Here is a 19,913-nt window from a genome sequence, read left to right as displayed (position 1 = left end):
AGAACAGACCGCACGCCGGTTTTCGGCCGGTGTTGCAGCAGAGTTATTAGGGTAGAAGCGGGGGTGCCGCGGCCTCCTGTTCCGTATTAGCCGCATCCTGCTGCCAGAGCTGCACTCGAATGAGCAGGGCCAGCGAAACGTAGTAGATGGAGCCAATCTTATCTACCTCAACCAACTCGTTGAGCAGCAGGTGGAAGATGGTAATGACCAGCGAGAGGCCGGCCGCAATGGCAATGCGCCGGTGGCTGGCGGTGCGGGCATTGTGGTAAAGCCGCTCCACGAGCAGCAGCGCCGTAAAAATCAGTGCCACGAACAGCAAAAAGCCCGGCACACCTTGCTCGGCCAACTGCAGCAGGAAGTAGTTGTGGGTCGTGGATTTCTCTACGTTGTCGCTCACGTAGGTGCGGAAACTCCTTACCGTGTAGCGCTTGTACTCCGGGTAGAATGTCGCGGGGCCGCTGCCAACCAGCGGCTTGTCGGCTATCATGTGGGCGGCGGCTACCCAACGGTACACCCGCTCCATACCCGACACATCCTGCAGCTTGTAGGTAGCTTCCAGGTGCTTCTCGAAGTTTCCTTTGTTGAATACTGTTTTCTCAAACTCCGGCGCGTAGAGCATGTAGGTGTTTTCGCGCACGAAATAGGCTGTTGTAACCAGAGCGGCGAGGCTGGCGGCCATCAGCGTGAGGCGCGTGAGCCGCAGCCGCACAATACCGTAGTAGAGCGCCGCCACCACCAGGGAAAGTACCGAGGCGCGGGTGTAGGAAAGCATTACGCCGCTCACGGCAATAAACAGCACCAGATACCACAGCCACCGGGCTGCTTTTGAGGAGGCGTCGCGGGCTGCATACAAGGCAAAAGGCACGAGCAGCGCAGCTGTAGCGGCGTACAGCACGTGGTTGTGATAGAACGGCTGAATAGCCCAGTTAATAGAGTTGAAGCCGAAGCCTTTACCGCCATGCCGTGCCATGGTGTACAGCACCGTAACACTGACTCCGACCGCGAAAAAGGCCATCATTCGCCACACATCGGAGGGCTTGCGCACTACGGCCAGCGTCACGAACACAAAGGGCACGATGTACCAGGTTTTGGCCAGCAGATACTTCACCGATTTGAGCGTACTCACCGAAAACGCCGTCGATACTACTGACCACAGTAGCGCCAGACCAATAAATATCACCAGCGGATGGCGCCAGACGCGCGCCGAAACGCCGCTGTTGCCCAGCAGCACACTCACTCCAAAGCACCCCAGCAGCACCAGCATCAGTGGTTCCGAGGGCACGTCCATGCTCAGCCCGCCGGGCAGCGGCATCTCAATTGAAAAGGCCAGCATGCCCAGCAGCAGATAGTACACCCAGCGCCAGTCTACCAGTAGCACCACCGCGCCTAGCACGGCCACCGGTAGCGCCAACCACAGCTGCGTCCGCAGTAGGAGGGCCGCCGTGCCGCTTACCAGCAGCAGGCCCACAAACGCCACAAACAAGCGCTGGTCGGGGTTCTGGGGGCGCAGGCGGGCAAGAAAGCTCATGGCAGAACGCAGAAGAACCAGAGGTTAGCGAGCCGCAGGCTTACCCATGCTCAGGTTGCCCCGGTATAGCTCCAGCAGCGTGATGAAGATGACCGACAGCGCGAACGTAATCAGCACCGACGACATGACGATGAACCAGCGCACCGGTGCCGCCTTGCGGGTAGCGGGGTAAGCTTCCTGCACTACATAAATGTTGGAAATCTTGCCGCTGATACCCAAGCGGGCCGTTTCATAGTCGCTGCGGGCCTTGATGAGACGGTTCTGCAGGTCGGCGAAGCGGGCGTAGAGTGTATTCATCCGGTCGATGCCGGTGGTGTAGCTTTCCAGGTTGAAGATGTTGCCGCCTTCCGTTTTGGTGAGGGCGCGCAGGGCGCGGCGCAGCCCGGCGGCCTTGCTGCTGTTGCCTTCGCCCTCGGCGCGGCGCAGGGCGCTTTCCGTTTCAATGATTTCCTTGGCCAGATACCGGGATTCCAGGGCCAGCCCGTAGATGCCGTAGCGGCGGCGGCCTGCCAGCAGGCTGTCGGAAGTGCTCTGGTATTCACGCTGGAGGAAGTTGCGGCGCTGCGCATACAGCTCCAGTACCTTGCCTCGGTTGGCAAACGTAAGCTGCTGGTTCACGGAGTCGATGCTTTGCACCATGGCATTGGCAATGCGCGCGGCCAGCACTTTGTCCTTGTCCCGGAAAGTCAGCTCGATGGCGTCCCGGTCGTTGTGCACGATGTCGAGGTTGCTGGAAAACTCGTTGAGTGCCGCGTTATCGGCTGCATCATCGCCGGCCTTGCCCACTTTGTAGTGCTCATGCAGGCGAAACCGCCGGATAATGCCCTCGGCTACCGGCTGCGACTGACCAATGGTAATAACCCGGTCCAGGTCTTCGGTGCGGCCGCCCAGTTCCAGCTTGCCGCCCTCAGTCACAATCCGGTCAGGGTCCGTGGTCTGGGGGTCGGTGGGGTAGAAAACCGTGGTCGACTTATAGATATTGGGCATCAGCAGCGCTACTACTGCGCTTACGACCAGCGCCAGCGCCAAGGCCCCTATTACCAGATATTTCCAACGATTGATAACAGGCCACAGGCCCAGCAGCGAATAGGAGCGGGATGACATACGGGACAGAAAAGACTACCAAACGTGTTGCAGCCGGCCTACCGGATGCAGCGCAGTGGAGCAAAGCTACTGCAATCGGGCAAGATTAGGGAATGCAGAACAAAGAATGCGCAATTGGGCCAGGCCAGGCATTTGTCTGGCGGGTCTTCCGGCCTGCTTATGCTTCATTCCTCATTCTATCCGTGTAATTTGGCCCGCCCAATCCTTTAGCTGACAACCGTATCAAACGCTTTTTCGGAAATATTAGCTTCGTGGTGCTGCTCAACCTGCTGGTAAAGCCAGGCTGGGTGGTGGTCGAGAATCTGGTGCAAGACCGGCTGGGGCACGAAGCGTTTGGCACGTTCACAGCCCTCTTCACGCTGGCCACCATCGTGGCATCAGTGTCGGATCTGGGCACCACGCAGCTCACCACCAAGCGCGTGGCCGCCACTCCAGAGTTTCTGACCGAGTATTTCCCCACGCTGCTGCCGCTGAAGGGCGGGCTTTCGGCGCTGTTTCTGGTGGCTACGGTGAGCATTGGGTGGTTGCTGGGCTACCGCGGGCATACGCTCACGCTGCTTGCCCTCACAGGCGGCGGGCTGCTGCTGGCCCAGTACACGCTGTTTCTGCGGGGCGTGCTGCAGGCCCACCAGCGCTTCAATACCGATGCGCTGCTGTCGGTTCTGGAGAAGTTTCTGCTGCTGGGGCTGGTGCTGGCCCTGGTCCCCATTGGCATCACGCTCAACAATTATGTAGGTGCCCGGTCGGTGGCCATTGGCTTCACCTTTATCGTGCTCTACGGCCTCGTGACGCGCCTGTATGGCCGGGTGAAGTTTCGGCTGCGCTGGGACCATGCCCGCACGGTGCTCAAAGCCAGCTTGCCACTGGCTTTCATTACGCTGGTGTATGGCCTGAATGAGCGGATTGATATGCTCATGCTGGAGCGGCTGGTATCGGCGCAGGAAGCCAGCTACTACGCCGCCGCCTACCGCTGGTGCGACACCATGATGATGTACCTCTGGACGGTGCTGCCGCTGTTTTTTGCCAAGTTTGCCCATGCCACTGCCCGCCCCGCCGAGCAGCGCGACCTACTCTGGTTTGGGCAGCGCGTCGTGACGGTGCCCATGCTGCTGATCTGCGCGTTTGTGCTGTTCCGGGGCGAAATTCTGTTCTGGCAGTTTGGGCACAGCACCCCACTGGAAGTGAGCCGTATGGCGCTTTGCCTCAAGATTCTGTTTGTCAGCGTGCTGGTGCATGCCTTCTTTGCCATCTACAGCACCCTGCTCACCAGCACCAACCACGAGCGGCCCGTCAGCTGGCTGGTGGCGGCCAGTATTGCTCTGAACGTGGGCCTAAACCTAGTGCTGCTCCCGAAACTGGGGGCTGTGGCCGGGGCCATCAACACGCTGGTGTGCGCCGTATTTGTGTCGGTGGGGTACTTGTGGCTGGTGCAGCGCCGTACCGGCATTGCGGTGCCCTGGAACTGGCTGGCGCGGCTGGGCTTGGCCTTCGGGCTGCTTTGCGCCGTGTGGTTCGGGCTGCAAACCGGCTTGCGGCTGCACTGGCTGCCCGAGTCGGTTCTGGCGGGTCTGGCTTTCGTCGTCATCCTGTTTCTTACCGGCATCCTGCGCCTGTCCGAGCTGCGCCTGCTACTGGAAAAGAGAGGTAGAGAAGAACAGAAATGAGTGGCCAGTACCTTTGCTCCGCCTTCACCTCTCACTCCTGACTCTTTGCACATAGCCGTCAACGTCCGCTTCCTGCTTCCCGGCGACCAGCTCGAAGGCATCGGGCGCTTCACCTACGAAACGCTGAAGTGCCTTGTGGCGGCCCATCCGGAGCACACGTTCCATTTTCTCTTCGACCGCGCCTACGATGCCCGCTACCTGTTTGGCCCGAATGTAGTGCCGCATGTGCTGGCCCCACCGGCCCGGCATCCGCTGCTATGGCTGGCTTGGTTTGAAGGCGCCGTTGCGCTATGGTTGCGCCAGCACAAACCGGCCGTGTTCCTCAGCCCCGATGGCTACACCACGCTGGCTACCAGTGTACCGCGCGTCACGGTTTTCCACGACCTTGCCTTCGAGCACTTCCGGGAGCATACCGGCGGGCTGGTGCAGCGCTACTACCGGTTTTTTACACCGCGCTTTGCCCGCGCCACTCAGCGGCTGGTGGCGGTGTCGGAGGCTACGCGGCAGGATCTGGTGCAGACCTATGGTATTCCTGCCGCCCGCATCAGCATTGCTTATAACGCTGCCGACGAGCATTTTCGGCCGCTGCCGGACGCTCAGCAACAGGCTACGCGTGAGCGGTACGCCGCCGGTAAGCCGTACTTCCTATTCGTGGGGGCGCTGCAGCCGCGTAAGAACCTGCCCAACCTGCTCCGCGCCTTCGACGAGTTCAAGCAGCGCACCGGAGCGCCCACCAAGCTGCTTATTGTGGGGCGTACCGCCTGGCAGGCCGGCCCGATGTTCGACGTGTACCAGCAGATGCAGTTCCGCCAGGACGTGCATCTGACCGGCCGCGTTACGGACGATGAGCTAGTGCAGCTGTATGCCGCCGCCTTAGCCACGGCCTACGTGCCGTTTTTCGAAGGCTTCGGCATTCCCATTATTGAGGCCCAGGCCTGTGCCTCGCCGGTGCTCACCTCCAACTGCAGCTCCATGCCCGAAGTAGCCGGCGGCGCGGCCCTGCTCGCCGATCCGCACAGTCCCGCCGCTATTGCCGACGCGCTGGTCCGGCTGCATCAGGAGCCAGAGCTGCGGCAGCAGCTCATCGAAAGAGGCCTGCTGAATGTTCGGCGCTTTTCGTGGCAGCAAAGCGCCGAGGTGTTGTGGGAGTCCATCGAAAGTGTAGCCAGAAAATAGCATCCGGCATAATGCGCTGACGCTGTTTCCACTGCCTGTCGTAGCCCTTCCGCGCCGCCTGCCGTACTTTAGCGCTCCATTCTGCTCCGTCTTATGCGTCTTCACCGCCTCCCCGAAATCATGCAGCGCTGGCTGCCGCACACCGAGTGGCGCGGGCCGGTGCGGGCAGGGCAGAAGCCGCTCTACCTCACCTTCGACGACGGCCCCATTCCCGAAGAAACGCCCTTCGTGCTGGAGCAGCTGGCTCGATATGGTGCACACGCTACCTTCTTTTGCGTTGGCGACAACCTGGAAAAACACCCGGATATTGCCCGGCAGGTACTCGCTGGCGGCCACCGCCTCGCTAACCATACCTTCCACCACGTAAGTGGGTGGCGCACCCCGCTACCGCAGTATCTGGCCGACGTGCAACGCTGCCAGCAGGCCCTTGATGCGCTGCTGACGCAGCCCGAGGCCCGCCCGCTGCTGCGTCCGCCCTACGGCCGTCTCACCCGCGCCCAGGCCGCTGCGCTGCATCCCTGCCACCGCATCATCATGTGGGACGTGCTGACCTACGACTACGACGCCACCTATCCGCCCCAGACCTGCCTGCGCGCTGCTCTGGCGCACACCCGCCCCGGCTCCATAGTCGTGTTCCACGATAGCCAAAAGGCCCGCCAGAATCTGCGTGCTGTGCTGCCCCGCTACCTCGAAGCCTGCGCTGAACAAGGATACTCGTTTGAGGTGCTATGAAGTGAAACCGGCAGATACACTATCTGTCATCCTGAGCAGCGCGAAGGACCTTGCCACGTTTGAGCTACTGCCGAATGACTTGTTCTGGCCTGACAAGGTTCTGCGCAAGCTCAGGATGACAGTAACTTTGCCACCTTATCACCTCACCACCTCAGCTTGCTGTTCCTCACGCTCTTTCTTGCCGGCTGGTTTCTGATTCTGGCCGTTTCTACGCTGCTATTTGCTTTGCGGCGGGGCAGTCAGCCCGGCCCGTTGCCCCAGCCGCTGCCTCGCGTGAGTATCCTCATTGCTGCCCGCAACGAAGAAACGGCCATTGCCCGCTGCCTGCACGCCATCCGGCAGCTGGAGTACCCGGCGCATTTGCTCGAAGTGCTGCTCGGCGACGACGCTTCCACCGATGCTACCGCTGCTGTTGCTACCCAGGCTATGCATGGTTTTGAAGGTGCTTTCCATATCCTGGCCATTCGGGAAAACCTCGGTACTGCCCGCGGCAAAGCCAACGTGCTGGCCCACCTTACCCGCGCCGCTACTACTGACTATTTCCTCATCACCGACGCCGATATTGCCGTGCCTCGCACCTGGGTCCAGGCGCTGCTGGCGCACGCCCAGCCCGGCATCGGAACCGTCACGGGACTCACGCTGGTGCAGGGCCCGCGCCTCTTCGACCGGCTCCAGGGGCTCGACTGGCTGATTTCGCTCGGGCTTGTGCAGGTAGTTTCTGATCTGGGCCGGCCCGTTACGGCCATGGGCAACAACATGCTCGTGGCCCGCGCCGCCTACCAGGCCACTGGCGGCTACGAGGCGCTGCCATTCTCCGTCACCGAAGATTTTGAGCTGTTCCGGGCCACGCTGCGCCATGGCTTCGGCTACCGCATCCTGTTTCGGCCCGAAGTGCTGGCTGAGTCGTTGCCGATGCCTACGGTGGGTGCCTTACTCCATCAGCGCCGCCGCTGGACCCGTGGTGTAGAGGCGCTGCCGTGGTGGCTGCAGGGCGGGTTGCTCTACTATGCCGGTTTCTACCCGGCGCTGCTGGCACTGTGGTGGTTAGCTGGCCCACTATCGGCTGCTGCCGTGTTGTTGGCCAAAATGCTGTTGCAGGGTGTGCTGGCAGCCCTTTGCTTCCGCCGCGCCGGCCGCCGCGCGCCTTTGGGGCTGCTGCCTTTGTTCGAGCTGTACACGCCTGCCCTCACCGCTGCTCTTGCCATTTTTCGCCTGCTGCCGCTTTCCTTCGACTGGAAGGGGAGACGATATAAGTGACTCATAACCGACAACTAGCTATGCACCTCACCGACTCCCACGCCCACGTCTATTCCGAGCAGTTTAAGACGGACCGCGACGACATGCTCAACCGCGCTTACGAGGCCGGTGTGCGCACCATTGTCATGCCCAACATCGACCACGAAAGCATCGATGTGATGCTCGAAACGGAGGCCCGCTTCCCGCAGCAGTGCCACGCCATGATGGGCCTGCACCCGTGCCACGTCACCAAAAACTTTGAAAAGGAGTTGTACGAGGTGGAAGACTGGCTCAGCAAGCGGCCCTTCGCGGCGGTAGGAGAGTGCGGCATTGATCTGTACTGGGACAAAACCACTTTGGGCTGGCAGCAGGAGGCGTTGCACGTCCAGATTGGTCTCGCCAAAAAGCACCAGCTGCCCCTCGTGCTGCACACCCGCGACGCCTTTCGCGAAACCACCGAGCTGGTAGAAGCCGGCCAAGACGGCACGCTGCGCGGCGTGTACCACTGCTTTTCCGGTACCCGCGCCGAAGCCGAAGAGGCCATTCGGCTTGGGTTTATGCTCGGCATCGGGGGCGTGGCAACCTTCAAAAACGGTGGCCTCGATAAGGTACTGCCCGGCCTCGCGCTTGAGCATCTGCTGCTCGAAACGGACTGCCCGTATCTGGCTCCCGTGCCGTACCGTGGCAAACGCAACGAGCCCGCCTACCTGCCGCTCATTGCTCGCCGCGTGGCCGAATTGCTGGGTAAAGACGTGGAAGAAGTTGTGGAAGCCACCACCCAAAACGCACAAAAGCTATTCAGCCTGTAGGCTGCCCAGCCCGTCATCCTGACGAACCTGTCATCTTGAGCAGAGCGAAGGACCTTAGGACCATAGAGCGAGATATAGCAACTGTGGCCGTTCAGTCGTGATAAGGTCCTTCGCAAGCTCAGGATGACGGGTTTGCGTACTGGCCTCGCTCAGCCTTGCTAACTTGCCGCCCCCATCCAATCCTTGCCGCCCTTGCCTACCGACCCCGACAACCTCCCCGAAGCCACCGTCCTCGTCATCTATACCGGCGGTACCGTCGGTATGGCCTACAACAAGCGCGGCGAGCTGGTCCCGATGAACTTCGAGCAGATCCGCAAGAAGATGCCAGAGCTGCGTCAGCTGAACATGCAGGTGGAAGTGCAGAGCCTCAGTCAGCCTATTGACTCCAGCAACGTCACCATTGCGGACTGGCTGCGCATCGCGGCCCTCATCCAGGGAAACTACGCCCGCTATGACGGTTTCGTGGTGCTGCATGGCACCGATACCATGGCCTATTCGGCGGCGGCGCTGAGCTTTCTGCTGGAAAACCTGGGCAAGGCGGTGGTGTTTACCGGCGCGCAGGTGCCCGTGGGCCGCATCCGCACCGATGCCCGCCGCAACCTCATTACGGCTCTCGAAATAGCGGCTGCCCGCCATCCGATGGCCCGTACCGTGCGCGTGCCGGAGGTGTGCATCTTCTTCAACGACGTGCTGATCCGGGGCAACCGGGCCAAGAAGGTGGAAAGCCAGCAGTATAATGCCTTCCGCTCCGAAAACTACCCGCCGCTGGCCCGTGCCGGTATCGAGCTGGATTTCGACGACAAGCAGATTCGGCTGCTGCCCGCCGCTCACCTGCACGCCCACCAGCGCCTCGACGACCGGGTGACGATCCTGCCGCTCTTTCCTGGCATCACGGAGCGGATGGTGCGCGCCCAACTGGAAGCTGCTGACCTGCGCGGTGCCATCATCGAAACCTACGGCTCAGGCAATGCGCCCACGGCGCCATGGTTTCTGCAGTGCCTGCGCGAAGCTACCGACCGGGGCGTGCAGCTCCTGAATGTCAGCCAGTGCGAAGAAGGCCGCGTGATGCAGGGCCGCTACGAAACCAGCGCCTACCTCACCGACCTGGGCGTGCTCGGCGGCGACGACATCACCCGCGAAGCGGCCATCACCAAGCTCATGTTTGTGCTGGGGCTGGAGCGCTCTGCTGCCGAAACCCGCCGCCTGCTCACCCACGACTTACGCGGCGAAATCACCATCGTCTGAGCCGATGTTGGGGCCGGAGCTTGCGTATCCCGAAAATCGGGTGTTATTTTGCGCCACTTCCCAGCACCCAGAGAGGTGTCCGAGTGGTTGAAGGAGCACGCCTGGAAAGTGTGTATGGGTCTAAAGCTCATCGTGGGTTCGAATCCCATCCTCTCTGCATAAAACCCCGTTTCTGAACTAGAAACGGGGTTTTTGTTTTCCCGGGGTACGCGTAGGGGTACACGCCACATTGCTGGGGTACGTGTAGTGCCGGCGGCCAACGCATTTTTGCGGCAGTGACTTATATTTGCTTTGCCTGTTGGATAAGTAGTTGCCAGCTCCTAGCCACGGTAAAAGCCCCGCATACTCATCTGAGGTGCGGGGCTTTTTACTGTATCATTGTGAAAAATCCGCATCTTATGGTTAACGAGAATGGTTTTCAGATTCCTCAGGCCACGGAAGAATTATTGAACACGTTATCTGAGCAAAACAAAGTGTCAAAATCGGCGCTAGTAGAAATATTAGTTAGCCAGGCTTACAATGCAAAATGGACAATTCTAAAGCCTATTTCGGCTGCTTTAGTAGTTGATAGTGAACGGATAGATATGCTGCTATTGGAAAGAGGGTTAAGTGAAGCTGCCCTTGAATCCATGAAAGAGTATCTAGAGCGGAATAGTATTAGCACATGGCTGCAGCTAGGAAAACTAGGTGCAAAAAAGCTTGGACAATTAGAGGGTATTGGTGAGTACACCATAAACATTATTCGATCTGTACTCGAAGAACAGAACGTGATTCTAGGCCAATAAATGCACCCTGAGGAAAAGCCCCACGTTCCTCGGTTGAGGGGGCGTGAGGCTTTTTTATGTTTCGGGCGCATGTGCCGGAACAGATAAAGAAGGTTAGCGCTGCAGTAAAAGCAGCAACTGAGGCCCCAAAGTTTCGGCGCGTTTATCCAACCGGAGCAGACGGGCGAACCAGCGCGTTGGGCGGCCCCTATAGTGGGTTTTACGGCCCTTACGCAACTGCGCCTCCCACTCTCTATCAACACCAAAGTAGGCACTGATGCCCCGAAAGCGTTTGTTCTCTAACTGGGCATCATAGTACAGACGTTTTTGCGGAAATGCCTGACGGTGGGCAAATACGCCGGTGCCGCTCCGCATATAAAGGACGGTGGCACGGCGGCCAGTGGTTGGGCATACCATATACCATCGGTGGCCAATTACGCCGCGAAGATTGCTGGGCTGTTGCTCCAGCTGCACCCGGTAATCGTATTGGCGCTCCTTGTTTACCGTGTAGTATAGCCTTAAGTAGCTGTTTCCGTCCGGCTCAATACAGGCTTCCAGGCCAATGGAACCTGTACGCTCCCCGCGGTTACTCCAATGCAACGTCTACTATGCAAGCCAGGCAATAGTAATCCTTGCTGACGCAGGTAGGCCAATTCTAGGCGTTGAGTTCCTTCGCAGGTGGTGGGGTAGTTGGGGTATCGAGGCATCGCAGGTATAACACGGCATAGGTAGCCGAAATCATTAGGTAAGTTACGATATATGCCGGGTGCTATGGGAACGAAAAACCCCGTAAAAAGCGCTTTAGAGGCACTCTTTACGAGGTCGAATGTGTAGAGCGAAATACACGGTTTCGTATTACGGAAAAAGCTTGTCTATAATCTCTTTCTGAACGTACGGCAACGATTCTTCATAGAATGTTGCAGCTCTTACGTTTGTCATTTTACCCTCACTCATGGGAATTGAAATGTAGAAATCATTTTTAATAATCCATTTGACTTGCATACGAACTGTAATTTCTTCTGATTCAATATCCAACTTTGAAGGATTTGAACCTAAAAATAGCGAGTGTAGGAATGAAGTGGTTACTATTCCAACGCCTTTAACTCTTATATCACGCGAACCGGGGCTACTAGACTTAAGGTAGATAATATCACCTGCTTTGAGTAACGAAAAGGCATCATACAAATCCTTTGCGTCGGGATAATCCCAGCCGATTTCATAAATGCCCTTTTCGAAGAAATAGTCTTTCTTTTCATCTGATCCATACCAGGTAGAACCTGCTCCAAAAATTGCCATCGGTTTCGGTTGGTTATCTATTTTGTAATGTGACTACTACGCTGCGTAGGCGTTTTCAGCTTCTACCCACCGCAGCAGCGACAGGGTAGCAAGGGTATCGAGTATCGGCTGCACTTTGGCGGGGCCGGCCCCGGCGAACCGGGCGGCTACCTGTTTGGGCGTGAGGGGGGCTTGGGCCTGGGTTACCACGTCGCGCACGGCTTGTATCTGTTTGGCCAGCTCGGCGGGCCATGGTAGCAGGGCCACGGCGGCGGCGGTTTCGGTGGCTACGCGGGTGGGAAGGTTAAGGCCGGTTTGCTGCTGGCCGGGGGCTTGGTAGGCGGGGCGCAGGTAGCGCACGGTGCCAGCTTTTTCTTCGGCAGCGCGGGCGCGGTTGAGGGCTACCAAGTTGGCCAGTAGCTCCGCGTCGGGTAATTCTGTGGGCCAACCGTAGGCGGCAGCTACGGCCGCGTCTAGGTCGCGGTGTAGCTCCAGCACTATTGAGGCGAGGCCCTGCTGTTTGGTGGTTTGCTCTTTGGGGGTGAGGGCGTGGCCGGCGCGTAGCTTTTCGACCACGTTGTAGAGGTTAGTGAGGGTGAGGCCGGGGTAGGCTGCCTGCTGGCGTTTGCGGTGCGCGTCTAGCGTTTCTGCTAGCTCGCGGATTTGGGCCTGCTGGTCGGGCGTGGCATCAGGGAAGGGGAAAGGGTCGAAACAGCGGGATTTATCGTATGATGGGTCATTGCCAATGCCTAATCTTCCACCAACCGCTAATGACCAAATAGTATGTATGCGACTTGACAATATCCCGAGATGGTAAGCATCATCTAGAGCTAATATGACAAGTCTGTCATCAGCTTGAGTAGATTTTTCAAGAAATTGAAAAAAACTATGCTTTGCTACACGCGGAGTGATGATATACCTTTCTAGTCCTTGTAAAGCAGGCCTAAAACTAGCTCTGGCCTCTCCAAACACCCACCAGTTTTTCTTATAGGAAGCACGGTTGTTTTGCTCACGGCTTGGCTTTACATTTTCTAGTAAATGTTGAAAAGCAGCTGGGAACTCACTTCTTACCTGGCTTTCAGACAAACCGAAAAAATCTAAAGCAAAAACTCCTCGCGGGGTGTCAGTTATATCCTTGCCATTCATATAAGGACGGATATAGTTATCTGCTCCTTCTATACTACCTAACCCAAATATCTCCGCTTGAGCGGCCGAAATAATGAATCCTAGTCCCATAGGCTGCATGCCTCGGTTGGCTAACTTATCATTGGCTTTAAGTGGACGGGCGTTATCTAAGTTTGCCCCGATACTCAAATCAGGTAGAATTCGCCCTTGGTTTTCAATAAACGTCACATCGGCCGCGTCGTCACCTTCGGGGCGGGTTTCAGTTTTCAACTTGAGTAGCTGACCCCACGCCCGGCCGGGGCGGGTGCGGTCGGCTACCGTCATACCTACCCGCACGGCGGCCCCGTCCTCACTCGTTACCCACGGGTGGTCGGGAATGGCAAAATTGAGCTGTAGCGGGGCGTTGTCGCCACCTACGAAGGGGAGCATTACTTGCCGGTTGAAGGTCTGTTTAATGCTGTTGGTGGTAATGAAGCCGAACCGCAGGGCGTGGTCGTCGCGTACGGCCAGCGCGGCCTTGTGCCACCAGTACATCACAAAATCGGCCGATTCGGGCACGCCCCGGCCCGCGTAGGCTTTGCGTAGGGCTTCGGTGTACCCGTCGCCTAACAGGTCGCGCATTCGGGACGCCCCAATAAACGGCGGGTTGCCGACAATGAAATCAGCATCGGGCCACGACGTGGGCCGGGGGTTCGGGTAGTCCAGCACGGCTACGCGGGCGTTTTCATCGGGCACCTCCTGGCCGGTGGCTGGGTTGGGGCGGGTGGTGCGCCCATCCCACCTCGTCACAGGTTGGCCTTGGGCATCAAGGCGGGGTTGGGCTGGGCCATGGGCTAGTACCGCGTCCTGATGCCGGATATTCTGGTAGTCATCGAGCAGCGGCTCGGCTAGCTGGGTGAGGCCGTGGGTACGGATATGCCATTGTAGGTAGCCGATTCGCAGCACCACGTCAGCAATAGCAGCGGCGCGTGGGTTGAGTTCCAGTCCTAGCAGCTGGCGCGGGCTAACGGTGGTACCGCCGGCCAGGTCGAGTAGGCCCGTTTGCCCGTAGGCATTGATAGCGGCCAGTACCTCTCCCTCCAGCCGTTTCAGATGCTCCAGCGTCACGTACAGGAAATTGCCCGACCCACAGGCGGGGTCAAGGATTTTAACCGACGTGAGGCGGCGTAGGAACTTCACCAGCTCGCCCCGCGCCTCGGTGTCTTTGTCGTTGTCGTGTAGCTGGGCACTCGCGGCTTGGGCGGCAGCCCACTCGCGGCGCAAGGGCTCCAGCACGGCGGGCACAACCAACCGTTCCACGTAGCGGCGCGGGGTATAGTGGGCCCCTAGCCGGTGGCGTTCGTGGGGGTCTAGGGCTCTTTCCAACAGGGTACCGAAAATGGCCGGTTCTACAGTAGTCCAATCGGCGGCGGCGGCCTTGCGCAATAGTTCTACCTGAGCGGCCGACAGGGGTAGGGCGGTTGCGTCGTGGAACAGCTTACCGTTAAACTGTCGGATAGAGGTATGCAGCGTAGGGGCAAATCCTCCTTTATCCATGCTCTGCCACAGGCTTTCGAGGGCGTGGGGCAGGTCGGGCCGGCGTTTGTCGGTGTCGTAGTCCTCCAGCACGCCCTTAAACGAGTCGTTTGGAATCAGCCCGGTATCTTCCGCGAACATGGTAAACAGGCACCGCATTAGAAACGTGGCCACTACTTCGGTGCCGTGGTTGGCTTCCTCCAGCTGGGCCGATAGTTTGGCCAGCTGTCCGGCCAGTTCGCGAGTTACTTTGGCCGCGAGGCGGGCGGGGTCGAGTTGTTGCGGGTCGGTAAATAGCAGGTGGAACCGCTCGCGTATTCTCTCATCGGCCAGCTCCGGCAGCATCACCCGAAACTGCTGCGAGTCCGGGAAAGGCGCGTAGTTGTCGCCTACCCCGGCAAAGTTGCTATACACATCGAAACAGTAACCCACATCCGACACAATCACGAAAGGAGGGCGAGGCTCGGAGGCTGGCAGGGCCCGCACGTAACCAAGGGCCTGTTGGCGTGCCGATTCCATCACTTGCAACCAAGCGGCAGTACCGCGCACGGCGTGGCCCTTTCGTAGCTTCGGGTTACTTAGGCCTAGCCGGGCACGTTCGGCTTGTACTTCGGTGGTGCGTTTGGTGGTGCCCTGTTTGGTTTCCATCACAAAGCAGCCCCGCTTGTAGAGGTCTATTCGGCCAGTGGTGTCTTTGCCGGCCCCGTTGTAAAAGGTTACCCCACGCTCAATTACATAGGCATCCTAAGTAGGGTCGTCAGTTTTGGGGTCGGGTGGGGCCACGCCTAACAGCTGGCACAGGTCGGTAATGAAGCCGACATAATTGGAGTGTTCCGCGCCGCCGGATAGATGCCAGCCGCGTTTCTCAAATTCAGGGTAAGTCACAGATAAAAAGCCCAGCCGCTAGCAAGTGATAGATAGGCGTAAGGTAGCCGAAATCTTTAGAGAATACACCGTAGAGCAGGCCTTAGCAGCCGGGGACTTTTGGGGTTGAATTATGCACGCGTGTGTTTGCGGCTGGGTTTAGCGGTGTATGTGGCCTACTGTTAAGGACTTCAACCCCCATCCCCTAATTGAGGTGTCGGCTCCCATCAGTACATCAGAAGTGGCCCGTATTTGGCCGTAATTATCGGCTGGATCGGCACAGGCTGCACGGGTGCCCACACCAACTAGAAAGGTGGATATGCCGCGACTTTCACGGCCAGCATACTGCCCAATACCTCCCGCAGCAGCCGGTACCCGGTTAGCTCATGCCGGGGCATGGTAGCGTAACAAGTAGCTAGGTGCTGGCCAGCATTTAGGACGCCGCAGAAGTAGGCCGTTAGCCGCTCGTTATTGATGTCCTCATTTATTTCCCGCTCTATCAAATCGATAACGGGTATTTCTACCATTTCGCCCGCCTCGTTGGGAGCATACATAGGCAACTGTCCCAGCCCCCCGGCGGCTAACATCTTGCGGGCGCAGAAGTCGGTCTGGTTCTCCACTAGGGTTGTGAAGTAGCCATAATCAATCGGGCCGCTGGTACCAATGTATTCCCCGTGTTCGGCCTCGTTAGCAAAGAAGCGCCCCAGCTCACTATGCAGCGTGTAGTCAGCCAGGCGAGCGGGCTCGTTAGTATCGGCTACGGCCCACCCATCGGGGGCGGCCGGGTCGGGCTGCCAGTCGTCGTCGTCGCCCCCGCCGTACTCGCTCAAGCTCCGGCGGCGGTTATCCTTCGCGTAAGCCAACAGGTCGCCGTTATGAGTGGTAAAGAAGTCCTGCAGCACCTTATCGGCTTCCTCAATGCACCAATACAGATGCCCCAGCGAATTGCTCAGCACCGTTAGTTCGTAGTAGCGTTGGGCGGCGTAAGCCAAGCTAGTTGATTTGTACTTGCTGGTACTTTTTAGCTTAGCGGGGGCTTTGGCTTCCCGCGCAAAGCCGACCCGGCAAGCGTGCATTGATTCGCGGGGCGTGCTGAATATTTCCAGTGTAGACAGGCCCCGCATATAGGCGTTGAATAGCTGAGCCAACGGAGTTTCAGCTTTGATTTTTTCCAAGATGGTTACTCGCATAGGATTGGGGTTTAAAAGGCGTCGTACGTGTCATCTAAGCAGAAAGCAGATTTGCTTTTCTATCCGTCGTCCGGTTAACGGCAGGTATTTTCGGGTAGGCGCAACGTAAAGCGGTGCCGGGGTGTGCCGAAGTGTGCCGTTTCATTTTTGGCACGTGGCACACGTTGAAACAGTAGGCCCACCGGCCAGAGGGGGCTTACTCTGGTGTGCCGTTTTTGGCACACCACTAACCCACCCACCGGCGCACGGTGCTAAACGGAATTCCAGTTTGGGCCTCTATCTCTCGCAGGCTTAGCCCTTGTGTGTGTAGGGCAAGTACCTGGGCTTCCTTGACTGCCTTGCCGGCATACTTGGTAGGTTGGCGGAACCCGGAGCCGACGGGCCGGGGCAGCCGCTCGTATAAGGCCAGCGCGTGGCACCGGTACACATCAGCAATCAGCAGGGCGGCGGTTAGGTCGTCATCTTCGCAGGTGAGCGTACGGCCGGCCGGGGCCTCCCCGTTGTCGAAACAGCGTAGCAGCGTCAGCAGCATACACAACCGGAAACAGGCGCGGGCGTGGCGTTTTACGGCACTTCCAGAACCCTCCCCAAAGTCGGCTACCCCTTCGCTTAACCATTGCTGCCAGGCGGCATTGAAGCGCGCTTGCTGGGCTTCGGTTAGTTCAACCAGTATCCGGCCGGCGGCGGCGGCGGCTATCATTTCCGATACCCGAACAGAAAGCCGTTCAAACCAAGTGTCGAGGTTCGGCCCACCAACTGCAAACGGGTTGTCCCATTCGTGGGGAGCTTCGAAGGCATAAAACCAGAAGCGGGAAAACAGCCCATCTTCGGCGCTGGGAATTAGCCGGTTCACTTGCTCTGGGGTGCCTCCGATTGCTACCGACAGCGCCGGCCGGCTCAACTCGTACGTCCCGGCGGTTTTACGGTCGTATTGGTGGGGTTCGTGTTCGGAGCATTTCCGCAATAGGGCGGAATAGTCCCCGAAATCCTGTTTTAGCGCCCCGGTTAGGGCGTCGGCTTCCGTTTCGCAGATAATCCCGCGTTCCTCGTTTTCGGCCAGCGTCTTTACCACGTTGGCCGCGCCGTTGTCGGCTGCAATAAAGAGGCGGCGGCGAGCGGGTTCTACGGGCTTCGGTGGCAAGGGTGCGCCGGTTTTGGTGGTGCGCTTCTGTTGCTCGTACTCCTGCAGCTGCATTTCGTAGGCGTCCCGTTCGCGCTGGCTGGCTTCTCGAACGGCCAGATGATGCGGCCAGGCTAGTTTGCGCGCCCAATTCAGCGCACCCTTACCCGAAGCCGCCGGCGCTACAATGAAGGCATACACGTTGGCTCCGATAACCGGCCCCCGGTACTGCCCTTCCAGCGTAGGAAAACAACCCGACAGCACGGCCAGTGCGCCGGTTAGCAGTACGTCCCGTTCCCGGGCAGTGGGCAAGGGCTGGCAGCACTGCTGCAGAAACTCCGGGAGCAGTTGGTACACCTCCGGCGGAATGGTGGGCGTGTTGAGGGGTACGGCCTTGGCAACCGGGGCCGCGCCGGCGGCGGGTTGCTCCGCCCCGATTGCTGGGTGAAACGTCGGTGGCTCCCAAGGCTTGCTGTTGTGGTGAGCGGCTTCGCGCTGGTAAATACCCCGGACGGTGCGGGCAATTTCGTCGGCGGTAAAGTCGGGGCCGGCGTACCCGGCGGCGTGGCCTTCCAGATCGGTCTGGGGCACGCCTTTCTCATTGCAGAAGAACGCTAGAGCCGTAAGCCAAGCATTGCGCCCGCCCCGCGCCGGAAAGCCGCCGTGCCGCTGCTCATACTGCAGCAGGCACCAATCCAGCGCCGGCCCCGGCATTGTCGGACCATTACGCGCGGGTGCGCCCGCGCGCGAGGGAGTGTCCGGTTGTGTCCTGTCGAGAGTTTCGTGCCCAGTACACGCGCGCGCGGAAGTGTCAACATTTGTCAACATCGGCGGGGTGGGGTGGCCGCCCTCGCGCGCGGGCGCGTGCCCGCGCGTATTGCTCTCAAAACTCCCGGCGGCCCCGTCGGCGGGCGGTTCCGCGCGCGTAGAAATGTCGTGTTTTGTAGGGTCGGGCGGTGGGGTTGCGGCCCGGAGGTCGGCTAGGGTAAGGGGCATTGCCAGCTCGTTAAGTGTGAAGTTTTGTATAGTTCTGTGAGGTTTTGTGAGGTTGTTATCCGGTTGGATGAAAACCCCCTCCGGCCAACTGGTATAGCGGTACACTACCAGTTTTCAAACCTCCCTTTTTAGGGGTATTTGTGCCGAGAAATCGGTAAAATGCCGGCCGGGACTTCTGCTCATTTTTGCGCAAAAGGCCCGGCGGCCTACCCGCCAAAGCGTGGGCTTAGCCAGGCAGCGGCATCATGGCAGACAAAGCAGGCGCGGGCCACGTCTTTACCGCTGGGGTCGGGCTGCAGCTCCGGGCCGTAGCATCCCGCCAAATAGCCCGATAGGGCCCGGAAGTTGTCGAGGTGCGAAGCGGCGGGGTCGGCTTCCAGTAGTGCCTTTAGCCCTTCGCCGCCGGGACTAGTAAACAGTAGCACCAGCCCCGGCTGCAGCAGCGCATCCGACAACAGGGCGGCGCGGGCGGCGGCCACGTCGGGCAAGTGGTCGAAGTCCAGCACCAGCAGGCCGGAAGGGGTCTGCAGGTTGCCGTTGGCACGGGTGGGAGCGAAGGTGCCTGCGGGCGTCACATAGTCGAGGGCTCTTTTCCGTTCGGCCCGCTGCTCACTACCGGCCGGGGCTTCTCGTAGCCAGTTCGTAGCCGTTGCAAACTGAGGCCCGTGTACCATTTCCCACAGTTGGTGCGGGGTGATGGTTGTGTAAGGGGCCGCCGTGCGGATACCGCCCCGGAAGTAGCTGAATCGAGGCGGCTCCGGCGGGCCAGTCATTACTGCTTTGTTACTGTTATCCGCCGTCAAGCCCGACAGAATCGACACCATGGCCGGTGTGGCTAGCGTGCCTGCTTCATGCCTGCTATGTGGCTGCTCTGGCTGCTGGTTAGTTGCAGATTCAACGTCGCTTCCAGCTTCCCCCGGAGCATTGGCCGCTGTTCCTGCTTTGTTCCTGCTATTGTCCGATACTTCGGAAAAATTGCCTGCTATTTCCCTGCTATTATCAATGCTTACAGGGGCTCCGAACACCCCCCGGCGGGGTTCCCGGAGGCCACTGGCCCGGAGGGTGGGCAACCAATCAGCCAGCAGGCCAGCGTAGCCGCGGCGGTGCAAAGCGGCTTCCAGTTCGGCGGCGGTGCGCGTGAGAGTAGGGGAGTAGTCAGAGAACAGAGCCCACACGGCGGCGGCATCCATGGCCACCGGAGGGGTGCCATTAGCCACGGCGGCGGCGGGCCGGCCCCGTTGCGGTGGTGGGCAATGTATCGGTGGCCGGGTTCAGCAGATAGAGCCGCTTTATTTCGTCTGCCTCAAACCGAAATACCGGGTCGTCGCCAGGACTGGGGTTTGCGGGTACGAAGGCAAGCGCGCCGCCCCGATAGGAGGTAAGCAGGTTGGTTACGGCCCGACCTACCCACAGAATACGCGGGCCGTAGTCCAGCCCCTCCCCAGTGGTGAGCAGGGCCACGGCAGCCCCGGCTGGTAAGGCGGGCCAATCCCGGCGGCGCACGGGGTAAGCCAGGCACGGGAGCCCGCCGGCCAGCAGCAGGACCGGCGGGGCATCAAGTAGCAGCACG

General features: G+C 59.4%; 16 protein-coding genes and 1 tRNA gene. 8 read left to right on the top strand and 9 right to left on the bottom strand.

Annotated elements, in window-relative coordinates; all coding sequences use genetic code 11:
• Positions 1-46 precede the first annotated feature (46 nt).
• A complete protein-coding gene (locus tag H4317_RS12560; protein ID WP_185886940.1) occupies positions 47-1,528 on the bottom strand; it encodes an O-antigen ligase family protein in 1,482 nt (493 codons plus the stop codon).
• A 24-nt stretch (positions 1,529-1,552) separates the two neighbouring features.
• Entirely contained in the window at positions 1,553-2,632 is a 1,080-nt protein-coding gene (locus H4317_RS12555) for a GumC domain-containing protein (protein ID WP_185886939.1), read from the bottom strand.
• Between the two features lie 251 nt (positions 2,633-2,883).
• Here H4317_RS12555 and H4317_RS12550 point away from each other — a divergent pair, with 251 nt between their 5' ends.
• From H4317_RS12550 to H4317_RS12515, 8 genes are all read left to right on the top strand, one after another.
• Complete coding sequence (locus H4317_RS12550) at positions 2,884-4,296, top strand: oligosaccharide flippase family protein (RefSeq protein WP_185886938.1); 1,413 nt, start codon at positions 2,884-2,886, stop codon at positions 4,294-4,296.
• A gap of 45 nt (positions 4,297-4,341) precedes the next feature.
• Positions 4,342-5,472: a glycosyltransferase family 4 protein gene (locus H4317_RS12545; RefSeq protein WP_185886937.1), complete on the top strand. Its 1,131-nt coding sequence runs from the start codon at positions 4,342-4,344 to the stop codon at positions 5,470-5,472.
• Positions 5,473-5,565: 93 nt separating this feature from the next.
• A complete protein-coding gene (locus tag H4317_RS12540; RefSeq protein WP_185886936.1) occupies positions 5,566-6,204 on the top strand; it encodes a polysaccharide deacetylase family protein in 639 nt (212 codons plus the stop codon).
• Positions 6,205-6,360: 156 nt separating this feature from the next.
• A complete protein-coding gene (locus H4317_RS12535; protein WP_185886935.1) occupies positions 6,361-7,461 on the top strand; it encodes a glycosyltransferase in 1,101 nt (366 codons plus the stop codon).
• 20 nt (positions 7,462-7,481) lie between these two features.
• A complete protein-coding gene (locus H4317_RS12530) occupies positions 7,482-8,249 on the top strand; it encodes a TatD family hydrolase (protein ID WP_185886934.1) in 768 nt (255 codons plus the stop codon).
• Between the two features lie 192 nt (positions 8,250-8,441).
• Positions 8,442-9,494, top strand: a complete 1,053-nt coding sequence (locus tag H4317_RS12525; protein ID WP_260625653.1) for an asparaginase — start codon at positions 8,442-8,444, stop codon at positions 9,492-9,494.
• A gap of 69 nt (positions 9,495-9,563) precedes the next feature.
• A tRNA-Ser gene (locus H4317_RS12520) sits at positions 9,564-9,651 on the top strand.
• A 223-nt stretch (positions 9,652-9,874) separates the two neighbouring features.
• Positions 9,875-10,279 carry a hypothetical protein gene (locus H4317_RS12515; RefSeq protein ID WP_185886933.1) on the top strand — a complete coding sequence of 135 codons (405 nt, stop codon included), beginning with the start codon at positions 9,875-9,877 and terminating at the stop codon, positions 10,277-10,279.
• A gap of 834 nt (positions 10,280-11,113) precedes the next feature.
• On the opposite strand, the gene H4317_RS12510 is transcribed toward H4317_RS12515, so the two are convergent.
• From H4317_RS12510 to H4317_RS12485, 7 genes are all read right to left on the bottom strand, one after another.
• A complete protein-coding gene (locus H4317_RS12510) occupies positions 11,114-11,554 on the bottom strand; it encodes a hypothetical protein (protein WP_185886932.1) in 441 nt (146 codons plus the stop codon).
• Positions 11,555-11,590: 36 nt separating this feature from the next.
• Complete coding sequence (locus tag H4317_RS12505; protein WP_260625652.1) at positions 11,591-14,821, bottom strand: class I SAM-dependent DNA methyltransferase; 3,231 nt, start codon at positions 14,819-14,821, stop codon at positions 11,591-11,593.
• A 96-nt stretch (positions 14,822-14,917) separates the two neighbouring features.
• Positions 14,918-15,058: a hypothetical protein gene (locus H4317_RS19395; protein WP_260625651.1), complete on the bottom strand. Its 141-nt coding sequence runs from the start codon at positions 15,056-15,058 to the stop codon at positions 14,918-14,920.
• 284 nt (positions 15,059-15,342) lie between these two features.
• Positions 15,343-16,227 carry a hypothetical protein gene (locus H4317_RS12500; protein ID WP_185886931.1) on the bottom strand — a complete coding sequence of 295 codons (885 nt, stop codon included), beginning with the start codon at positions 16,225-16,227 and terminating at the stop codon, positions 15,343-15,345.
• 226 nt (positions 16,228-16,453) lie between these two features.
• Positions 16,454-18,343, bottom strand: coding sequence for a DUF3987 domain-containing protein (locus H4317_RS12495; RefSeq protein ID WP_185886930.1), 1,890 nt, complete (start codon positions 18,341-18,343; stop codon positions 16,454-16,456).
• A gap of 206 nt (positions 18,344-18,549) precedes the next feature.
• Positions 18,550-19,533, bottom strand: a complete 984-nt coding sequence (locus H4317_RS12490; protein WP_185886929.1) for a BT4734/BF3469 family protein — start codon at positions 19,531-19,533, stop codon at positions 18,550-18,552.
• Positions 19,534-19,552: 19 nt separating this feature from the next.
• Positions 19,553-19,912: a hypothetical protein gene (locus H4317_RS12485; protein ID WP_185886928.1), complete on the bottom strand. Its 360-nt coding sequence runs from the start codon at positions 19,910-19,912 to the stop codon at positions 19,553-19,555.
• Position 19,913: the final 1 nt, after the last annotated feature.

It is taken from the genome of Hymenobacter sediminicola (assembly GCF_014250515.1).
In the GTDB taxonomy this organism is placed as follows: domain Bacteria; phylum Bacteroidota; class Bacteroidia; order Cytophagales; family Hymenobacteraceae; genus Hymenobacter; species Hymenobacter sediminicola.
The sequence above is the reverse complement of the archived record's forward strand: the minus strand, read 5'-3'. Positions and strand labels throughout refer to the sequence as shown.

Bases quoted from the DNA above. Each gene is read 5' to 3' on its own strand.
- H4317_RS12505 (WP_260625652.1), bottom strand. From the start codon at position 14,821: ATGGAAACCAAACAGGGCACCACCAAACGCACCACCGAAGTACAAGCC.
- H4317_RS12490 (WP_185886929.1), bottom strand. From the start codon at position 19,533: ATGGATGCCGCCGCCGTGTGGGCTCTGTTCTCTGACTACTCCCCTACT.
- H4317_RS12495 (WP_185886930.1), bottom strand. From the start codon at position 18,343: ATGCCCCTTACCCTAGCCGACCTCCGGGCCGCAACCCCACCGCCCGAC.
- H4317_RS12540 (WP_185886936.1), top strand. From the start codon at position 5,566: ATGCGTCTTCACCGCCTCCCCGAAATCATGCAGCGCTGGCTGCCGCAC.
- H4317_RS12555 (WP_185886939.1), bottom strand. From the start codon at position 2,632: ATGTCATCCCGCTCCTATTCGCTGCTGGGCCTGTGGCCTGTTATCAAT.
- H4317_RS12560 (WP_185886940.1), bottom strand. From the start codon at position 1,528: ATGAGCTTTCTTGCCCGCCTGCGCCCCCAGAACCCCGACCAGCGCTTG.
- H4317_RS12530 (WP_185886934.1), top strand. From the start codon at position 7,482: ATGCACCTCACCGACTCCCACGCCCACGTCTATTCCGAGCAGTTTAAG.
- H4317_RS12510 (WP_185886932.1), bottom strand. From the start codon at position 11,554: ATGGCAATTTTTGGAGCAGGTTCTACCTGGTATGGATCAGATGAAAAG.
- H4317_RS12500 (WP_185886931.1), bottom strand. From the start codon at position 16,227: ATGCGAGTAACCATCTTGGAAAAAATCAAAGCTGAAACTCCGTTGGCT.